Here is a 17241-nt window from a genome sequence, read left to right as displayed (position 1 = left end):
TTTTGCTTCATCGCTACTGACTTAATCGCGCAAATCAGACTCATGAATCGGCTGATCCCGATGCGTCGCACGCTGATACTGCGCCGGCCACACCGCTTTGCGTCCACCCAGATCATCATCGGCATGCAACGGCCAGTACGGATCACGCAGCAGCTCGCGGGCGAGGAAGATGATGTCGGCCTGGCAGGTGCGCAAAATGTGCTCGGCCTGCGCCGGCTCGGTAATCATTCCCACAGTGCCGGTGGCGATGCCTGACTCTTTGCGTACGCGCTCGGCAAAGCGCGTCTGATAACCCGGCCCGACCGGGATCTCTGCGTTGGCAGCAGTGCCGCCCGACGACACATCGATCAGATCCGCGCCAAGCGTGTGAAGGCGTCGCGCCAGCTCCACGGTTTCATCCGGATTCCAGCCATCCTCCACCCAGTCAGTGGCCGAGACGCGAACAAACACCGGCAACTCCTCCGGCCAAACCGCCCTGACCGCTTCAGTCACCTGCAGCACCAGACGGATGCGATTTTCGAACGAGCCGCCGTACTGGTCACGGCGCTGGTTGCTCAACGGCGACAGAAACTGATGCAGCAGATAACCATGGGCAGCATGCACTTCGACGACACTGAAACCCGCCGTCAGCGCACGTTTCGCGGCATCGACAAACGCCTGAATGACTTCAGCAATCTGGCCTTCATCGAGCTGTTTTGGCTGTGTGTGTTGTGGGTCAAAGGCAATCGGCGACGGCCCGACCGGTGTCCAGCCGCCATCATCGGGTTTGACGCTGCCATGTTTGCCGAGCCACGGCCGATGGGTGCTGGCCTTGCGCCCTGCGTGAGCCAGTTGAATGCCGGCAACCGCGCCTTGGGAGGTAATGAATCGGGTGATGCGTTGCAGTGGTTCGATCTGTGCATCGTTCCACAGGCCGAGGTCTTCGGCGGTGATCCGGCCATCGGCGGTGACCGCGGTGGCCTCAGTGAAGATCAGGCCGGCACCGCCCACCGCGCGGCTGCCGAGGTGCACCAGGTGCCAGTCGTTGGCTAGGCCGTCGACGCTAGAGTATTGGCACATGGGTGATACGGCGATGCGGTTGGGCAGGGTCAGTTGGCGCAGAGTGAAGGGTTCAAGCAGCAGACTCATGGGGCACCTCTCAAATCAGTGGGCAGGCTCCAGGGTTCTGTTTGAAAAGTCGACGAGTGACAGGAAAAGGTGGAGCACCCGCCCCCGCGGGCAAAAAATTCGACAAGACGTCACAAGGCCAATCAAGCAGTGCTTAGAGCCTAGTCGACAACGGGGGATGAGGGAGGGTTCAAGACGTTTTCTGTGTGCGCCACCGAACCTGTGGCGAGGGAGCTTGCTCCCGCTCGGTTGCGCAGCAGCCGTAAAATCTGCGGGTGTGATTTTCCTGTAGCAACGTGGTTGCAGGGTTCGGGGCCGCTTCGCAGCCCAGCGGGAGCAAGCTCCCTCGCCACAAAAGCACTCAGTATTTAGCGTGGTTCGATGTGGGCAATCATCAGTTGAACAGTCTCGTTACCACGAAACTCGTTAACGTCGAGCTTATACGCCAGCTCAACCCACTGAATCGTCGGATTCGGCCAGATATCCCGGTCGATACCAAACGCGATGCCATCCAGTTTTACCGAGCCACACTCGCTCTTCAGCACCACCTTCAGATGTCGCTCACCAACCACGCGCTGCTCGACCAACTGGAACACACCGTGAAACAACGGCTCCGGGAAGTGCTGGCCCCAAGGCCCGGCATGGCGCAGGGCGCGGGCCAGTTCGAGGTGGAATTCCTCAACCGCCAGCGTGCCATCGGTCAACAGGCGCCCGGTCAGGTCTTCCTCGCGAAGTTGCCTACGCACTTCAGCGTCAAAGGCCTCGGCGAAAAGCGCAAAATTCTCTTGCGGCAAGGTCAGACCAGCGGCCATCGCATGACCGCCGTACTTGGCGATCAGGTGCGGATGCTGCGCTGCCACCACGCTCAAGGCATCGCGAATATGGAAACCCTGCACCGAGCGCCCCGAGCCCTTGAGCAAGCCGTCGCCAGCATCAGCGAAGGCAATGGTCGGACGGAAATAACGCTCCTTCATGCGCGACGCGAGGATGCCGATCACCCCTTGGTGCCACTCCGCATCAAACAGGCACAGACCAAACGGCATCGACTCCACCGGCAAGTCCTTGAGCTGCGCCAGCGCTTCACGCTGCATGCCTTGCTCGATGGATTTGCGATCCTGGTTCATGCCGTCCAGTTGCGCGGCCATTTCCCGGGCCAGATTGGCGTCGGCGGTGAGCAGGCATTCGATGCCCAGGCTCATGTCATCCAGACGCCCGGCGGCGTTCAGGCGCGGACCGACGATGAAACCCAGATCCGTCGAAGTGATGCGGGTTGCGTCACGCTTGGCGACTTCAAGGATCGCTTTGATCCCCGGCCGCGCACGCCCGGCGCGAATCCGCTCCAGCCCCTGATGCACCAGAATCCGGTTGTTGGCGTCCAGCGGCACCACGTCGGCGACGCTGCCCAGTGCCACCAGATCAAGCAGCTCGCCGATGTTCGGCTGCGGCTTGTTCTCGTACCAGCCGAGGCTGCGTAAACGCGCGCGCAACGCCATCAACACATAAAAAATCACCCCGACGCCGGCCAGTGCCTTGCTCGGAAACTCGCAGCCTGGCTGGTTCGGGTTGACCAGCGCGTCGGCCTGCGGCAGCTCATCGCCGGGCAAGTGGTGGTCGGTGATCAGCACTTTCAGCCCATGACGCTTGGCGGCGGCCACGCCTTCGACGCTGGAGATACCGTTGTCGACGGTGACCAGCAACTGCGGATCGCGGGTCATCGCGACTTCGACGATTTCCGGGGTCAGGCCATAGCCGTATTCGAAGCGGTTCGGCACCAGATAATCAACGTGCGCGGCACCGAGCAGGCGCAGGCCGAGCATGCCGACCGTGCTGGCCGTCGCACCGTCCGCATCGAAGTCGCCAACGATGAGAATGCGCTGGCGTTGCTCCAGCGCCGTCACCAGCAAGTCCACCGCCGCGTCGATGCCCTTGAGCTGCTGAAACGGGATCAACCGCGCCAGGCTCTTGTCCAGTTCTGCCTCGGACTGCACGCCCCGCGCCGCATACAAGCGGGTCAGCAGCGGCGGAATATCACCCAGAAAGGGCAGAGTGGCAGGCAGTTGACGAGGTTCGATACGCATGGGGTGACGGAGACTTCTCTTTAATACGTGGGATTAATCAGTTAAGGGCGCGGGATCAGCCGCGCTCACCTTGCAGCCATTGCAACTGGACTTCGTGCTGACCACGGTCGTCGGTAACGAAGATCGTCCCTTCGCTGATCATCACGTCCCACTTGATAACGCGGGGCATGTCCTTGGCCAGAGTCTCCAGCACTTCTTGCGGGACTGCGGCGATGTTGACGTTCTTCAGGTTCTTGATCGCCGGGATCACCTTGGTTTCCCACACACGCAGGCTACCGTAGGCGAGCAGGCTGGTGCGCTCGGTGCGACGCGAGCACCAGGTCAGGCGATCGGCGTCAGGCTGACCGACTTCGATCCAGTGCAGAACGCGGTCGTCCAGGCTCTTTTCCCACAGCGCAGGTTCATCCACGTCTGACAGACCACGACCAAACGACAACTGCTCGTTGTACCAGAGGGCGTAGGCCAACAGCCGCACGGTCATGCGCTCTTCGGTCTCCGAAGGGTGACGGGCGATGGTCTGCTTGACGCTCTCGTAGACGCTGCGGTCGAGGTCGGTGAGGTTCAGTTCAAACTTGTAGGTGGTCGAAGGCTGGGCCATGAACGGGCTTCTTGATACGAGGAAAGTCGGCAAGTCTAACCGATGCGGTAGGCAATCATCGAATTGATGGCAATCAACCTGCGGCGCCTGACAGCCGGCTATGTTAAAACGCTGTATCGCTCAGCCTTGTCCTACAGGATTCAGCATGCCGTTTTCCAACAAGCCGCTCAGCGGCGTGAAAGTCATCGAGTTAGGTACGTTGATCGCCGGGCCATTTGCCTCACGCATTTGCGGCGAGTTCGGCGCCGAAGTGATCAAGATCGAATCGCCGGACGGCGGTGATCCGCTGCGCAAGTGGCGCAAACTGTATGAAGGCACATCGTTGTGGTGGTTCGTGCAGGCGCGCAACAAGAAGTCGCTGACGCTCAACCTCAAGCATCCTGATGGTCTGGCGATCCTGAAAAAATTGCTCGGCGAAGCCGACATCCTCATCGAAAACTTTCGCCCCGGCGTGCTGGAAAAACTCGGCCTGAGTTGGGAAACCCTGCACGCCCTGAACCCGAAACTGGTGATGGTGCGTTTGTCCGGTTTCGGTCAAACCGGGCCGATGAAAGATCAGCCGGGTTTCGGCGCGGTCGGCGAATCCATGGGCGGCCTGCGCTACATCACCGGTTTCGAGGACCGGCCACCGGTACGCACCGGCATTTCCATCGGCGATTCAATTGCCGCGCTGTGGGGCGTCATCGGTGCGCTGATGGCGCTGCGGCATCGCGAGGTCAACGGCGGCACCGGTCAGGTGGTTGATGTGGCGTTGTATGAGGCGATCTTCGCGATGATGGAAAGCATGGTGCCGGAGTTCGACGTGTTCGGTTTTATCCGCGAGCGCACCGGCAACATCATGCCCGGCATCACGCCCTCCTCTATTCACACCAGTGCCGACGGCAAGCATGTGCAGATCGGCGCCAATGGCGATGCGATCTTCAAGCGCTTCATGCTGATCATCGGCCGCGATGATCTGGCCAACGATCCGATGCTGGCCAGTAACGACGGACGCGACAGTCGCCGCGACGAGCTGTACGGCGTGATCGATCGCTGGGTCAATTCGCAGCCGCTGCAAACAGTGCTCGACCTGCTTAATCAGGCCGAAGTACCGGTCAGCCGAATCTTCAGCGCCGAGGACATGTTCAGCGATCCGCAGTACCTGGCCCGGGAAATGTTCCTGTCAGCCAAGCTGCCGGGAGGCAAGGACTTCAAGATGCCGGGCATCGTGCCGAAACTCTCTGAGACACCGGGCTCTTCCGAATGGGTCGGGCCGCAGCTCGGTGAACACAATGCGCAGGTACTGAACGATCTTGGCTACGACGAGCAACAGATCGCCCGGTTGCGTGAAGACGGAGCCATTTAAGCTGAAACGCCGGCCGACATCGCACGCCAACCGCGCCCACCACGGGTGGCCGTGGCGCCTGTTCGGCCTGTTGCTTTTGCTGGCCCTGCCGGCTTGGGCGCAGGCGAAACCAACATTGATATGGCTGCTGCGCGACCTGCCGCCCCTGACGATTTTCGAAGGCCCGAAAAAAGGTCAGGGGGTGATCGATCAATTGATGCCGATGCTGATCGCCGGCATGCCCCAGTACGAACACACGCTGATGCGCGTCAATCGTGCCCGTGGCTTGCAAATGCTCCACGAAAACCCGTTCGCCTGCGACCCTGCGTTGTTGTGGAACAAGGAGCGTGCGCAGTGGGTGGCGTATTCGATCCCGGCGATTCGCGCGGTGAGCAATGGCCTGGTGGTCCGTCAGCAAGATCGGGCAGTGCTCAAACCCTATTTGGTGGATGGCGAAGTCGACCTCTCGGCGCTGCTGGCCGGTGGCGACAGAAAAGTCGGTGTTGTCGCCGAACGCAGCTACGGTGAGTTTCTCGACAGTATCCTGCATCAGGCGCCGAGCGCTGCGCTGACGGCGCATTACGGCAACGATGCATTGACCAATCTACTGTCGATGCAGCGCCTGGGACGCTTGCAGGTGGTGCTGGGTTATTGGCCGGAAATCCGCTATCAGGCCAAGCAGGCGCAGATCGCCGAGGATGAGCTGGAGTTCTATCCCATTAAGGGCACCGGGAAATATCTCTCGGGATATGTCGCTTGTTCCGACACCACATTGGGACGTCAGGCCATCAGCGAGATCAATCAACTGCTGCGCACCCTGCCCCACGAGCATTTGAATCAGCTGTATGCCGCGTGGCTGAATCCCGAGCGCCAAGCGGACTATCTCGAAGAGGCACGGCTGTTTTTCGAACAGCAGGCCACGCAATAGGCAAACGCCGGACAAAAGAAACCCCGAGAAGTGGGGAGACGACTCGGGGTTAAACGTGGTCTACATAAAGACCCGTAGCAGCAAGCGACAAGCACCGGAGCACAATGCTTGATCCTGCTGTTATGAAGTCTGACTGACAGGGATGCAGGAAGGTTCCCACAAAAAATATTTCATCTTTACAGCGCAGGACGTTTGTCCAGAGCTGCGTTGCGCAATGCCGCGATCACACAGGGTTCCAGCCGCCCTTCGGCGATCAGCACGTCGCGATGCAGACCGTCGACGACGTCGGTCAATAAGCGCTTGTCGCTCAACTGCGCCTGGTTGAATTCGCGTTCGACCACAATGGCGCCGTTGCTGTTCTTCAGGCTGACCAGGCATTCGCCATGGCTGCCGCGAGGGGTCAACGTCACTTGATACGGGCTCAGAGCCTCACCGAGCAATAGACTGATACTTTCCATCTCGATCTCCACTCAATAGTCCGAAAACATAGTGCCTGGGGCGTGTTCACAGTAAATGACCACCGGCCCGAGAAGAAAGTTCTGCCTGCCGATTGCTCCCTCCCTGGAGCGTTACCGGTCTGTCGGAGCATGCACGGCGAAGATGACAGTAAAAATAACCGTGCTTCAGGCTCCGTCCGGCTGCTGCAGCGCGTTCAGGTAGTTGTCCAGCAAGCCTCGCATCAACACGGCCGATACCGGCGTTTGCAGGCACCCCAGCAATCGCAGCCCATGCTCGCAGAGCAGCGGTTCGAGATCGTTCAGCAGACTCGACGCCACCGCCCCCAGCAGAATCAGCGCTCGCGCTTCACGCTGCAGCGCCAGATGCCGGATCAGGGCGAGGCCGTCACCGCCCTTGAGTTGCGGATCGCAAATGGCAATATCGACCGCGCCGCGATGCCCCAGTGAACACACCGCCGACGCCAGTGACGGCGCCGTCAGCACGTCATAGATGCCGACGGCGTTGAACATCTGGTGCAGCGCCATCAGCTGGAACGGGTTGTGTTCAAGTATCAGGACTTTGAGTGAACGCATGGGCGGCCTCTGAAGCGACAAGCGCGGACTCTCACCGCAGGTACCGTTCACTCTAGGGCAGCCGTCCTCAGCCTCCCATCGGAAAAGGACTCACGTCGTATAGGACTTTTCCCAACTTCACTGCGGACATCGGCTGCCACTTTCCAGCGGCCGCTGGCCAGTGTCCGTCCAGCCGCCGAGCAGACCGCGCAATTGGCCATCGGCGCTGTAAAACGGCACCGTCCATTGGTAGATCTCGCGCGCCCCGTTTTTGAACTGCAATTGACGCCTGCAGAAGCGCATCTTGCGCGTGCGTACTTGCTGCATGAACTCGTCATGCAGCATCCGCGCGGTCGCCCCAGGCAGCGTGTCGGCTTCGATCAGTGATCGTCCCTGTACTTCGTGGAAGCGGATCGAGAGCGCCTCCTCATAGCTACGGTTGCACATGATCAACCGCCCTTGCAGGTCGCGGACGAAGATCGGGTCGGGCATCGACTCAATCAATGCATGCTGAAAGGCCAACTGGTCGCCGAGTTCTTTTTCGGCTTTACAGCGTTCTTTGATCAGGGCACTCAAGCGACGATTCCAGATCAATGACAACAAACCAAAAATGGCCATGACTGCCATCGCCCAACACCCCCAACCGGCAATCCGCTGCCACACCGTAGGCGTCGGGATCGGCGCAACACCGTCCAGCCATTTCAGCCGGATCGCACGCAGTTCATGCGCCGGAAATGCCTCGAGTGCCTTGTTGAGGATGCTCAACAACTTCGGCTGACCTTTGCGCACAGCCAGGTGATCGGCCTCCCACTTGCCCTCCAGCAGCTCTCCGACCCTGAGCAATCCTGAGGGGAACAACTGCGCGCCGATCTCGTTTTCGATGGTGGCGTAAGCCTCACCGCTTTCGACCAACGCTCGGGCTTCGCCGTAGGTTTTGACTGAGCGAATCTCGATCGATGGGTAGTCGCGCCGGATGATGCCTTCCAGTGCGTGACGACTTGGCAATACCAACACGCGCTTGGCCAACTGCTCCAGCGACTGCACCTGCGGCTCGCCGACCCGCCCGACAAACACCCAGCCGGCTCCGCCAAAGGCATGGCTGAAGTCCAGATAGACTTTGCGCTCATCACTCATGGCTAACGTCGTGCTCATGTCGGCTTCACCGTTCTCCAGTCGTGCAAGCATGTGATCGGTGGAAAACGATTCCTGATGCACGAACTGCAAACCGGTCATCACACTGATGCGCTGGAGCACATCGTTGTTCAAGCCGCTCCAGTGCGCATGCTCATCCTGGAACAGGTACAGCGGATACTGCACGGACGCGACGATGACCCGCGGATTATCACGAATCCATTGACGCTCATGCTCATCGAGTTCGACAGGCTGAACATTGTGTGTCCGGGCATCGTCACGCAGCGCCAGTTGCGCCGCCACACTGCTGCCCATTCCCGTCAGCATTGCCAATACAAACAGCCAGCCAAGCGCCGGCTTAACATCTCGAAAAAACCACATTGCCACTTCCTTCGTGATCGACTCACCCGTCCTTCGTGGGTGAAAACCCGAGCAGTGTGGCAGCAGAAACAAAAAAGCCCGTCAGGAGACGGGCTTCAAAATGTGACAGCTTTTGCTGGCTTAAAGCGGCTTGCCGCGGTTGCCATGCTGGCTGACAAAGGCTTGCACGGCTTTCAGCTCGTTTGGCAGAACGGTGCAACGCTCATTTCGCTCAAACAAATCAGAAAGATGTGCAGGTAGTTCGAGAGCTTTTCCTACACCGGCTTTTTCCACCGCGTCCGGGAACTTGACCGGGTGGGCCGTACCAAGGATCACCATCGGGATGTCCAGGCTGCGACGGCATTCGCGTGCAGCTTTAACGCCGATGGCGGTGTGCGGGTCCAACACTTCGCCGGTCTGCTCGTAGACTTCGGCGATGGTTTCGCAGGTTTGCGCATCGTCTACGGCCAGCGAGTCGAACAGTTTGCGCGCTTCGGTCCAGCGCTCCTGCTCGACGCTGAAGCTGCCGTCCTTCTTGAACGAGTCCATCAGGCCGGCAATCGCCGCACCGTTGCGACCGTGCAGGTCGAACAGCAGACGTTCGAAGTTCGACGACACCATGATGTCCATCGACGGCGACAGCGTGGCGTGCAGGGTTTCCTTGACGTACTGGTTGCCGCTCATGAAGCGGTGCAGGATGTCGTTGCGGTTGGTGGCGACGATCAACTGGTTGATCGGCAGGCCCATGTTGCGCGCCAGGTAACCGGCGAAGATGTCGCCGAAGTTGCCGGTCGGCACCGAGAACGATACCGAACGCGCCGGGCCGCCCAACTGCAGCGCTGCGTGGAAGTAGTAGACGATCTGGGCCATGATCCGCGCCCAGTTGATCGAGTTCACCGCCACCAGACGCGTGCCTTTGAGGAAGCTTTGGTCGGCGAAGCTCGCCTTGACCATTTCCTGGCAGTCATCGAAGTTGCCTTCGATGGCGATGTTGTGGATGTTCTCGCCGAAAATCGTGGTCATCTGGCGACGCTGCACTTCGGACACACGGTTGTGCGGGTGCAGAATGAAGATGTCGACGTTTTCGCAGTGCTTGCAGCCTTCGATGGCGGCCGAACCGGTATCACCGGAGGTGGCGCCGACGATGACAACGCGCTCGCCGCGTTTTTCCAGCACGTAGTCGAGCAAACGACCGAGCAGTTGCAGGGCGAAGTCCTTGAACGCCAGGGTTGGGCCGTGGAACAGCTCCAGCACCCATTCATTGCCGTTCAACTGACGCAGCGGCGCGACGGCACTGTGGGCGAACACGCCGTAGGTTTCTTCAAGAATCTTTTTGAAATCGGCGTCAGGGATGCTGCCGGTCACAAACGGGCGCATGACGCGGAAGGCCAGCTCGTGATACGGCAGGCCGGCCCACGAAGCGATTTCTTCCTGGGTGAAACGTGGCAGGTTTTCCGGGACGTACAGACCGCCGTCGGTCGCCAGACCAGCCAGCAGGACGTCTTCGAAATTCAGGGCCGGTGCCTGGCCGCGGGTACTGATATAACGCATGATTTCAAACCTTCGGTTTGAGCTTCAAGCTACGAGCTACAAGCTGCAAGTAAAAGCCAGACTGCTTTTCTCTTGCCGCTTACCGCTCGAAGCTTGCAGCTGCTTCTGTTTAGTTCAGGTGCTCGACGCGGATCCGCACAACCGGACCGTTAACGCCGGCCAGGGCTTCCAGAGCGGTGATTGCATCGTTGATGCGCTGCTCGACCACACGGTGGGTCAGCAGGATCATCGGCACCAGACCGTCGTGTTCCTCGACTTCCTTCTGCATGATCGACTCGATGTTGATGCCGCGCTCCGAGAGGATGCTCGCCACCTGAGCCAGTACGCCCGGATGGTCCTTAGCCTGAATGCGCAGGTAGTAAGCGCTTTCGCAGGCTTCGATCGGCAGGATCGGATGGGCCGACAGCGAGTCTGGCTGGAAGGCCAGGTGCGGCACACGGTTCTCCGGATCGGAAGTCATGGCGCGAACCACGTCGACCAGATCGGCGATCACCGACGAGGCGGTAGGCTCCATGCCAGCGCCGGCGCCGTAGAACAGCGTCGAACCGGCGGCGTCACCGTTGACCATCACCGCGTTCATCACGCCGTTGACGTTGGCGATCAGACGATCGGCCGGGATCAGCGTCGGGTGTACGCGCAACTCGATACCGGCAGCGGTGCTGCGGGCCACACCAAGGTGCTTGATGCGATAGCCCAGCGCTTCGGCGTAGTTGACGTCAGCGGTGGTCAGCTTGGTGATGCCTTCGGTGTAAGCCTTGTCGAATTGCAGCGGAATACCGAACGCAATGGACGCCAGAATCGTCAGTTTGTGCGCGGCATCGATGCCTTCAACGTCGAAGGTCGGATCGGCTTCGGCGTAACCCAGCGCTTGCGCTTCGGCCAGCACGTCTTCAAACGTACGGCCCTTCTCGCGCATTTCGGTGAGGATGAAGTTGCCGGTGCCGTTGATGATCCCGGCCACCCAGTTGATGCGGTTGGCAGACAGACCTTCACGGATCGCCTTGATCACCGGAATGCCACCGGCCACAGCCGCTTCAAACGCCACGATCACGCCTTTCTCGCGTGCCTTGGCGAAAATTTCATTACCGTGAACGGCAATCAGAGCCTTGTTCGCGGTGACCACATGCTTGCCATTCTCGATGGCCTTGAGTACCAGCTCGCGGGCAACGGTGTAGCCGCCCATCAGCTCTATGACGATGTCGATCTCAGGGTTTGTGGCCACTTCGAAGACATCGTTGGTAATCGCAATACCGGTCGTCTGGAACTGAGGCTTTGGCGTGCGCATGGCAATTTGTGCCACTTCGATCCCACGCCCGGCACGACGAGCAATTTCCTCGGCGTTGCGCTGAAGTACGTTGAAGGTACCGCCACCGACGGTCCCTAACCCACAGATGCCTACTTTGACCGGATTCACTGTGAACTCCCCATAAAACGGCCGACGCAGGGTCGGCCGGAAAACAACCGCGTGCTCGCGGTTCTCTATTAATGGCCCGGCAATGCTGCTGCCGAGCCATGATCGTCAAAGGCTGACCGTGACGATGCGAATTACTTCGCGCCCAGCGCCAGTTTGGCGACTTGTGGCGCAGGCTGGTAGCCCGGAATGACTTGTCCGTCGGCCAAAACGATGGCCGGTGTGCCGTTCACGCCGATCGACTGACCGAGGGCGAACTGTTTGGAAACCGGGTTCTCGCACTTGGCGGCCTTGATTTCCTTGCCATCGACCATTTTGTCCATGGCGGCTTTCTTGTCTTTCGAGCACCACACGGCTTGCAGTTGTTCGTCACCCGGCGAGCCGAGGCCCTGGCGCGGGAACGCTACATAACGCACTTCGATGCCGCGCTTGTTCAGCTCAGGCACTTCGGCGTGCAGCTTGTGGCAGTACGGGCATGTGGTGTCGGTGAACACGGTGATGTGCGATTTGGTCTCGCCGATAGCCGGGTAGACCACGGTTTCGGCGACCGGAATGGCGTTGACCAGTTTGGAGACGCCCAGGCGTTCGGTCTTCTCGGTCAGGTTGACCGGTTTGCCGTCCTTGAGCTGGAACAGGTAGCCCTGAACGATGTACTGGCCATCGGCGCTGGCGTAGAGCACGCGGCTGCCTTTAAGTTTGACTTCGTACATGCCTGGCAGCGGACTGGCGGTGATGGTCTCTACCGGGACTTCGAGCTGGAGGTTTTCCAGGCTTTTACGAATGGCTTTGTCGGCCGCGTCATCGGCGACGGCAAAGGTGCTGACCAACGCAATGGCTGCGGCGGCGAAAATCTGGGTCAGACGCATGAGAACTCCTGAAGGCGGACAAATGAAACGGTCAGAACGCCCGTGTCGAAACACCGGGTCACAACCGTCCATCGTGCAAACCGGCAAAGCCTAACACATAAGGTCACGGTGGCCGAATGCGCCTGTCGTCGCTCATTACACCCACCCCATGTAGGAACTGCCGAAGGCTGCAATCTGTTGACTTTGTTTTTCATTGAATCAAAAGCAAGATCAAAAGATCGCAGCCTTCGGCAGCTCCTACAGGGAGAGTTGTGTGTATTCAGCCTCTTGGGTTGTGTTTGGCGTGCAGGTCTTGCAGGCGGGCGCGGGCGACGCGGGTGTAGATCTGGGTGGTGGAGAGGTCGCTGTGGCCGAGCAGCATCTGCACCACGCGCAGGTCGGCGCCATGGTTGAGCAGGTGCGTGGCAAACGCATGGCGCAAGGTATGCGGCGACAGCGACTTGCCGATTCCGGCGACCTTGGCCTGATGCTTGATGCGGTGCCAGAAGGTTTGGCGGGTCATCTGCTCGCCACGCTGGCTGGGGAACAGCACATCGCTGGGACGGCCGCCAAGCAGTTCACCACGGCCATCGCGCATGTAACGCTCGATCCAGACGATCGCCTCCTCGCCCATCGGCACCAAGCGCTCTTTACTGCCCTTGCCCATCACCCTTAATACACCCTGACGCAGGTTGACCTGCTCCAGTGTCAGGCTGATCAGCTCGGTCACCCGCAGCCCGCAGGCGTAAAGCACTTCGAGCATGGCGCGGTCACGCTGGCCGATGGCGTCGCTCAGATCCGGCGCCTTCAACAGCGCTTCAACGTCGGCTTCCGACAGAGATTTGGGCAACGGCCTACCCAGTTGCGGCATGTCGACGCGCAAGGTCGGGTCGACGCTGATGATCTTTTCCCGCAGCAGATAACGATAAAAGCCACGCACACCGGAGAGAAACCTCGCCGTCGAGCGCGGTTTGTAGTTCTGCTCAAGGCGCCATGACAGGTGATCGAGGATCAGCTCGCGACCGGCGTTGACCAGCTCAAGGTCCCTCTCCCGCAACCAGCCATTGAACAAGGCCAGATCGCTGCGATAGGCGTCGCGAGTGTTGTCGGACAGGCCTTTCTCCAGCCATAGAGCGTCGAGAAATTGGTCAATCAGCGGGTGGTCGATAGCTGGCATGGGGACTCAAGACACGCAGGCACAAGCACGGCGCGCAAATTTGAAGTGAACGTTAGAAATGGCCGCTAGTCTTTCATAGCCCGCTATTTCAAGGAACAGGGAGCATCAATGAACGAGCAGCAAATTCTTTTGGCATTTGGCGCCATTGGCGTGGCGGCGCTGGGCTGCCAATGGTTGGCCTGGCGCTTGAAGCTGCCAGCCATCCTGTTTCTGTTGCTGACCGGGATTCTCGCAGGCCCGGTACTGGGCTGGCTCGATCCGCAGGAAATGTTCGGGCCACTGCTGATGCCGTTGGTATCGCTGGCCGTGGCGCTGATTCTGTTCGAGGGCAGCCTGACCCTGCACCTGTCGGAGTGGAAGGAGATTGGCAGCGTTGTTCATCGATTGGTGACCATTGGCGCGATCTCGACCTGGATCGTCATCGCAGTCGCCACGCATTATTTACTCGGCTTCGACTGGATGTTGGCCATCCTTTTCGGCAGCTTGACGCTGGTCACCGGGCCGACAGTGATCGTGCCCATGCTGCGCGTGGTGCGACCGAAGGCCTCGATCGCCAATATTCTGCGCTGGGAAGGCATCGTCATCGACCCGATCGGCGCCCTCCTCGCTGTCGTGGTTTACAGCTTCATCATTGCCAGCGCTGAAGGCCATGGCCTCAAGCAAAGCCTGCTGACCTTCGGCGGCGTGATCGTGTGTGGCGCCGCGTTCGGCATTGTCGGCGGCTGGCTGCTCGGCACGGTGATTCGCCGTCAGTGGCTGCCGGAGTACCTGCATAACCTCGCCTCGCTGGCGGCGGTGCTGGGTATTTTCATCGCGTCCAATGAGGTCATGCACGAGTCCGGATTGTTGGCGGTGACGCTGATGGGCATGTGGCTGGCCAACATGAAAGGCGTGGATGTGCGGCACATCCTGCACTTCAAGGAAAACCTCAGCGTCTTGCTGATTTCCGGGCTGTTCATTCTGTTGGCGGCGCGGTTGGATCTGAACGCGCTGATCGGCCTGGGTCCACTGGTGTTGATTCTGTTGTTGGTGATTCAATTGATCGCCCGGCCGCTGAACGTGGTGCTGAGCACGGCGGGTTCCAGCCTGAGTTGGCGTGAGCGTGCCTTGCTGTGCTGGATCGCACCTCGGGGGATTGTTGCGGCCGCGGTGTCGGCCATTTTTGCCATTCGCCTGGATGAGGCCGGCCATGAAGGTGCGCTGTTGCTGGTGCCGCTGACCTTTGCGGTGATCATCGGTACCGTGGTGCTGCAAAGTGCTACCGCGCGGCCGCTGGCACGATTGCTCAAAGTTGCCGAACCTGCGCCAAGCGGTTTCCTGATCGTCGGAGCCAACGCACCTTCACGCTTGCTCGGCAAGTCGCTGCAGCAATTGGGCAGCCGCGTGCTGCTGACCGATTCAAGCTGGGAAAACATTCGTGCGGCGCGTATGGAAGGGCTACCGACCTATTTCGGCAACCCGGCTTCGCAACATGCCGACGCGCATCTGGATCTGGTCGGGCTGGGGCATTTGCTGGCGCTGTCGCCGTCGGGTGAGCTCAATACACTGGCGGCGATGCGCTTTCGCCATGACTTCGGTCATCAACGCCTGTTCGGGCTGGCGAGCGGTCAGGAAAGCCGTCGTAGCGACAAACACCGCGCAAGTCTTGAGCATCGCGGCAATCAGTTGGGCAGCGAGGCGTTCACTTACGCGAAACTGGCCAGTCAGATGGGCCAAGGGGCCGAGCTATACAGCACGACGCTGACGGATGGCTTTGGTTGGGAAGACTACTGCGCGCTGCATGGCAATCGGGCGACCCTGCTGTTCATGCGCGATGACAGTGGCTGGGTGCATGTGGTGACGCCGGAAACTACGTTGAAGCCCGGATCGGGGTGGACGTTGCTGGCGTTGATTCTGCCTGAGGCCAGCAGCGCTTCTTAAACAGAATCGCGAGCAGGCTCACTCCTACAAGGGAACGCATTCCAACTGCAGGAGCGAGCCTGCTCGCGAAGGGCGCTGCCCGGATTCAGATCAGGCAGCAAAACCCGGGAGCACCGGCACTGGACGCTTATCGTCGTCAATCGCGACAAAGCTGAACTGACCGTGGATAGCCTTCTCGCGGCCATCGCAACTCATGCTTTCAACAAACACTTCCACCTCGACCTTGAGGCTGGTGTTGCCGACCTTGATCACTTTGCCTACCAGCTCGACGATCGAGCCGGCCGGAATCGCGTGGTTGAAGTCGATGCGATCGGTGGACACGGTCACCAGCGGCAAACGGCAGAAGCGTGTGGCGGTGATGAAGGAGACTTCATCCATCCATGCCAGCGCAGTGCCGCCGAACAGGGTGTTGTGGTGGTTGGTGGTCGGCGGGAAGACGGCTTTGGTGACGCGCGTTACCGAGAGTTCGGTACGGCGTTCGATTTCCTGGTCGCGGGTAGACATGGGAGATGACTCGTAAAGAGCAGACAGCAAATCGAAAACAAGATCAAAAGATCGCAGCCTTCGGCAGCTCCTACAGGATAAGGGCAGTTAAATTCAGGCAACAAAAAAGCAGCCCGTAGGCTGCTTTTTTCTGCATCGGAACCTGGACTTAAGCCAGTTTTTCCTTGATGCGAGCTGCTTTACCCGACAGGTCGCGCAGGTAGTACAGCTTGGCTTTACGTACGTCACCGCGACGTTTAACAGCCATGCTGTCGATCTGCGGGGAGTAGGTCTGGAAAGTACGTTCTACGCCAACACCGTTGGAGATTTTACGAACGGTGAACGCACTGTTCACGCCGCGGTTACGCTTGGCGATTACAACGCCTTCGAACGCTTGCAGACGGGAACGATCGCCTTCCTTCACTTTCACCTGAACGACAATAGTGTCGCCTGGGGCGAAGGTAGGTATTTCTTTGGTCATCTGCTCTGCTTCGAGTGCAAGGATGATTTTGTTGGTCATGCTGTGCTCCTAAGGTAAATCAACTGATCTACCATCGATACGTTGTTAACTATCGTCCCGCTCGCGGATGTATTCCTCGAGCAGCTTCTTCTCTTCTCCAGAAAGCGAGCGGCTTTCCAGAAGATCGGCGCGTCGTTCATAGGTCCTACCAAGGGACTGCTGTAAACGCCAACGCCGGATATGCGCGTGATTGCCACTTAGCAACACGTCGGGAACACGCTGATCCGCATACACCTCAGGTCGGGTGTAGTGCGGGCAATCCAGCAGACCATCCGTAAAGGAATCTTCCTCAGCGGAATCCGCATGCCCTAAAGCTCCAGGCAGCAGTCGTGTAACCGCATCGATCAGGACCATGGCCGGCAACTCGCCGCCAGACAGTACATAGTCGCCAATCGACCACTCTTCATCGACATGAGCCTCAATAAAGCGCTCGTCAATGCCTTCATAGCGGCCGGCAATCAGGATCAATGCATCCGATTGTGCCAACTCGCGTACCGCCGACTGATTCAGTTGACGGCCTTGGGGGGACAGGTAAATAACCTTCGCCGCCTCCCCGGCTGCTGCCTTGGCCTGAACCAGAGCATCTTCCAGGGGTTTGATCTTCATCACCATGCCCGGACCACCGCCAAACGGGCGATCGTCCACAGTGTGATGCCGATCCGTCGTGTAATCCCGCGGGTTCCAACAGGTCAGCTGCAAGAGCCCCTGTTTGACCGCTCGACTGGTGATGCCGTAGTCGCCGATGGCGGAAAACATCTCGGGAAACAAACTGATCACTTCTACGCGCAAGTTAGCCAC

General features: G+C 59.5%; 16 protein-coding genes. 3 read left to right on the top strand and 13 right to left on the bottom strand.

The features are described from left to right. Positions 1-21: 21 nt before the first annotated feature. The 3 genes from JFT91_RS25375 to JFT91_RS25365 all read right to left on the bottom strand — a co-directional run bounded on the left by JFT91_RS25375 (position 22) and on the right by JFT91_RS25365 (position 3783). Positions 22-1128: an NADH:flavin oxidoreductase/NADH oxidase gene (locus tag JFT91_RS25375; RefSeq protein WP_201227824.1), complete on the bottom strand. Its 1107-nt coding sequence runs from the start codon at positions 1126-1128 to the stop codon at positions 22-24. Between the two features lie 347 nt (positions 1129-1475). Further along, a complete protein-coding gene (gene recJ, locus JFT91_RS25370) occupies positions 1476-3185 on the bottom strand; it encodes a single-stranded-DNA-specific exonuclease RecJ (RefSeq protein WP_201227825.1) in 1710 nt (569 codons plus the stop codon). Positions 3186-3240: 55 nt separating this feature from the next. Further along, on the bottom strand, positions 3241-3783 hold the full coding sequence (locus tag JFT91_RS25365; protein WP_007908961.1) for a YaeQ family protein: 543 nt from the start codon (positions 3781-3783) through the stop codon (positions 3241-3243). Between the two features lie 145 nt (positions 3784-3928). Here JFT91_RS25365 and JFT91_RS25360 point away from each other — a divergent pair, with 145 nt between their 5' ends. Then, positions 3929-5128 carry a CaiB/BaiF CoA transferase family protein gene (locus tag JFT91_RS25360; protein WP_201227826.1) on the top strand — a complete coding sequence of 400 codons (1200 nt, stop codon included), beginning with the start codon at positions 3929-3931 and terminating at the stop codon, positions 5126-5128. Further along, the gene (locus JFT91_RS25355) at positions 5109-6035 is read left to right on the top strand and encodes a TIGR02285 family protein (RefSeq protein WP_201234217.1); all 927 of its coding nucleotides are present in this window, start codon (positions 5109-5111) and stop codon (positions 6033-6035) included. Before JFT91_RS25360 ends, JFT91_RS25355 begins: the two co-directional genes overlap by 20 nt. Before the next feature lie 176 nt (positions 6036-6211). Here JFT91_RS25355 and JFT91_RS25350 read toward each other — a convergent pair whose 3' ends face one another. The 7 genes from JFT91_RS25350 to xerD all read right to left on the bottom strand — a co-directional run bounded on the left by JFT91_RS25350 (position 6212) and on the right by xerD (position 13520). Further along, entirely contained in the window at positions 6212-6493 is a 282-nt protein-coding gene (locus JFT91_RS25350; RefSeq protein ID WP_201227828.1) for a DUF3509 domain-containing protein, read from the bottom strand. A gap of 165 nt (positions 6494-6658) precedes the next feature. Beyond that, positions 6659-7066: a response regulator gene (locus tag JFT91_RS25345; RefSeq protein WP_201234216.1), complete on the bottom strand. Its 408-nt coding sequence runs from the start codon at positions 7064-7066 to the stop codon at positions 6659-6661. Between the two features lie 117 nt (positions 7067-7183). Next, a complete protein-coding gene (locus tag JFT91_RS25340; protein WP_201234215.1) occupies positions 7184-8557 on the bottom strand; it encodes a transporter substrate-binding domain-containing protein in 1374 nt (457 codons plus the stop codon). A gap of 120 nt (positions 8558-8677) precedes the next feature. Next, positions 8678-10087, bottom strand: coding sequence for a threonine synthase (thrC, locus tag JFT91_RS25335; protein WP_201227831.1), 1410 nt, complete (start codon positions 10085-10087; stop codon positions 8678-8680). A 109-nt stretch (positions 10088-10196) separates the two neighbouring features. Beyond that, positions 10197-11501, bottom strand: a complete 1305-nt coding sequence (locus tag JFT91_RS25330; RefSeq protein ID WP_064586124.1) for a homoserine dehydrogenase — start codon at positions 11499-11501, stop codon at positions 10197-10199. A gap of 131 nt (positions 11502-11632) precedes the next feature. Beyond that, entirely contained in the window at positions 11633-12364 is a 732-nt protein-coding gene (dsbC, locus tag JFT91_RS25325) for a bifunctional protein-disulfide isomerase/oxidoreductase DsbC (protein WP_201146512.1), read from the bottom strand. Between the two features lie 259 nt (positions 12365-12623). Continuing rightward, on the bottom strand, positions 12624-13520 hold the full coding sequence (gene xerD, locus JFT91_RS25320; protein ID WP_201234214.1) for a site-specific tyrosine recombinase XerD: 897 nt from the start codon (positions 13518-13520) through the stop codon (positions 12624-12626). 108 nt (positions 13521-13628) lie between these two features. Between xerD and JFT91_RS25315 the strand changes: the two genes are divergently transcribed. After that, complete coding sequence (locus JFT91_RS25315) at positions 13629-15440, top strand: cation:proton antiporter (RefSeq protein WP_201234213.1); 1812 nt, start codon at positions 13629-13631, stop codon at positions 15438-15440. A 90-nt stretch (positions 15441-15530) separates the two neighbouring features. Here JFT91_RS25315 and JFT91_RS25310 read toward each other — a convergent pair whose 3' ends face one another. From JFT91_RS25310 to trmD, 3 genes are all read right to left on the bottom strand, one after another. Next, positions 15531-15944: an acyl-CoA thioesterase gene (locus tag JFT91_RS25310; protein WP_122598059.1), complete on the bottom strand. Its 414-nt coding sequence runs from the start codon at positions 15942-15944 to the stop codon at positions 15531-15533. Positions 15945-16092: 148 nt separating this feature from the next. After that, positions 16093-16443: a 50S ribosomal protein L19 gene (gene rplS, locus JFT91_RS25305; RefSeq protein ID WP_003175895.1), complete on the bottom strand. Its 351-nt coding sequence runs from the start codon at positions 16441-16443 to the stop codon at positions 16093-16095. Between the two features lie 45 nt (positions 16444-16488). After that, positions 16489-17241 carry a tRNA (guanosine(37)-N1)-methyltransferase TrmD gene (gene trmD, locus JFT91_RS25300; RefSeq protein ID WP_201234212.1) on the bottom strand — a complete coding sequence of 251 codons (753 nt, stop codon included), beginning with the start codon at positions 17239-17241 and terminating at the stop codon, positions 16489-16491.

The organism is Pseudomonas sp. TH08 (assembly GCF_016651275.1).
Classification (GTDB): domain Bacteria; phylum Pseudomonadota; class Gammaproteobacteria; order Pseudomonadales; family Pseudomonadaceae; genus Aquipseudomonas.
This window is presented reverse-complemented; position numbering and strand designations above follow the sequence as displayed.

Coding starts and splice junctions, on each gene's coding strand:
- JFT91_RS25350 (WP_201227828.1), bottom strand. CDS start 6,493: ATGGAAAGTATCAGTCTATTGCTCGGTGAGGCTCTGAGCCCGTATCAA.
- JFT91_RS25365 (WP_007908961.1), bottom strand. CDS start 3,783: ATGGCCCAGCCTTCGACCACCTACAAGTTTGAACTGAACCTCACCGAC.
- xerD (WP_201234214.1), bottom strand. CDS start 13,520: ATGCCAGCTATCGACCACCCGCTGATTGACCAATTTCTCGACGCTCTA.
- recJ (WP_201227825.1), bottom strand. CDS start 3,185: ATGCGTATCGAACCTCGTCAACTGCCTGCCACTCTGCCCTTTCTGGGT.
- JFT91_RS25345 (WP_201234216.1), bottom strand. CDS start 7,066: ATGCGTTCACTCAAAGTCCTGATACTTGAACACAACCCGTTCCAGCTG.
- JFT91_RS25360 (WP_201227826.1), top strand. CDS start 3,929: ATGCCGTTTTCCAACAAGCCGCTCAGCGGCGTGAAAGTCATCGAGTTA.
- JFT91_RS25315 (WP_201234213.1), top strand. CDS start 13,629: ATGAACGAGCAGCAAATTCTTTTGGCATTTGGCGCCATTGGCGTGGCG.
- dsbC (WP_201146512.1), bottom strand. CDS start 12,364: ATGCGTCTGACCCAGATTTTCGCCGCCGCAGCCATTGCGTTGGTCAGC.
- JFT91_RS25340 (WP_201234215.1), bottom strand. CDS start 8,557: ATGTGGTTTTTTCGAGATGTTAAGCCGGCGCTTGGCTGGCTGTTTGTA.
- JFT91_RS25375 (WP_201227824.1), bottom strand. CDS start 1,128: ATGAGTCTGCTGCTTGAACCCTTCACTCTGCGCCAACTGACCCTGCCC.
- JFT91_RS25310 (WP_122598059.1), bottom strand. CDS start 15,944: ATGTCTACCCGCGACCAGGAAATCGAACGCCGTACCGAACTCTCGGTA.
- rplS (WP_003175895.1), bottom strand. CDS start 16,443: ATGACCAACAAAATCATCCTTGCACTCGAAGCAGAGCAGATGACCAAA.
- thrC (WP_201227831.1), bottom strand. CDS start 10,087: ATGCGTTATATCAGTACCCGCGGCCAGGCACCGGCCCTGAATTTCGAA.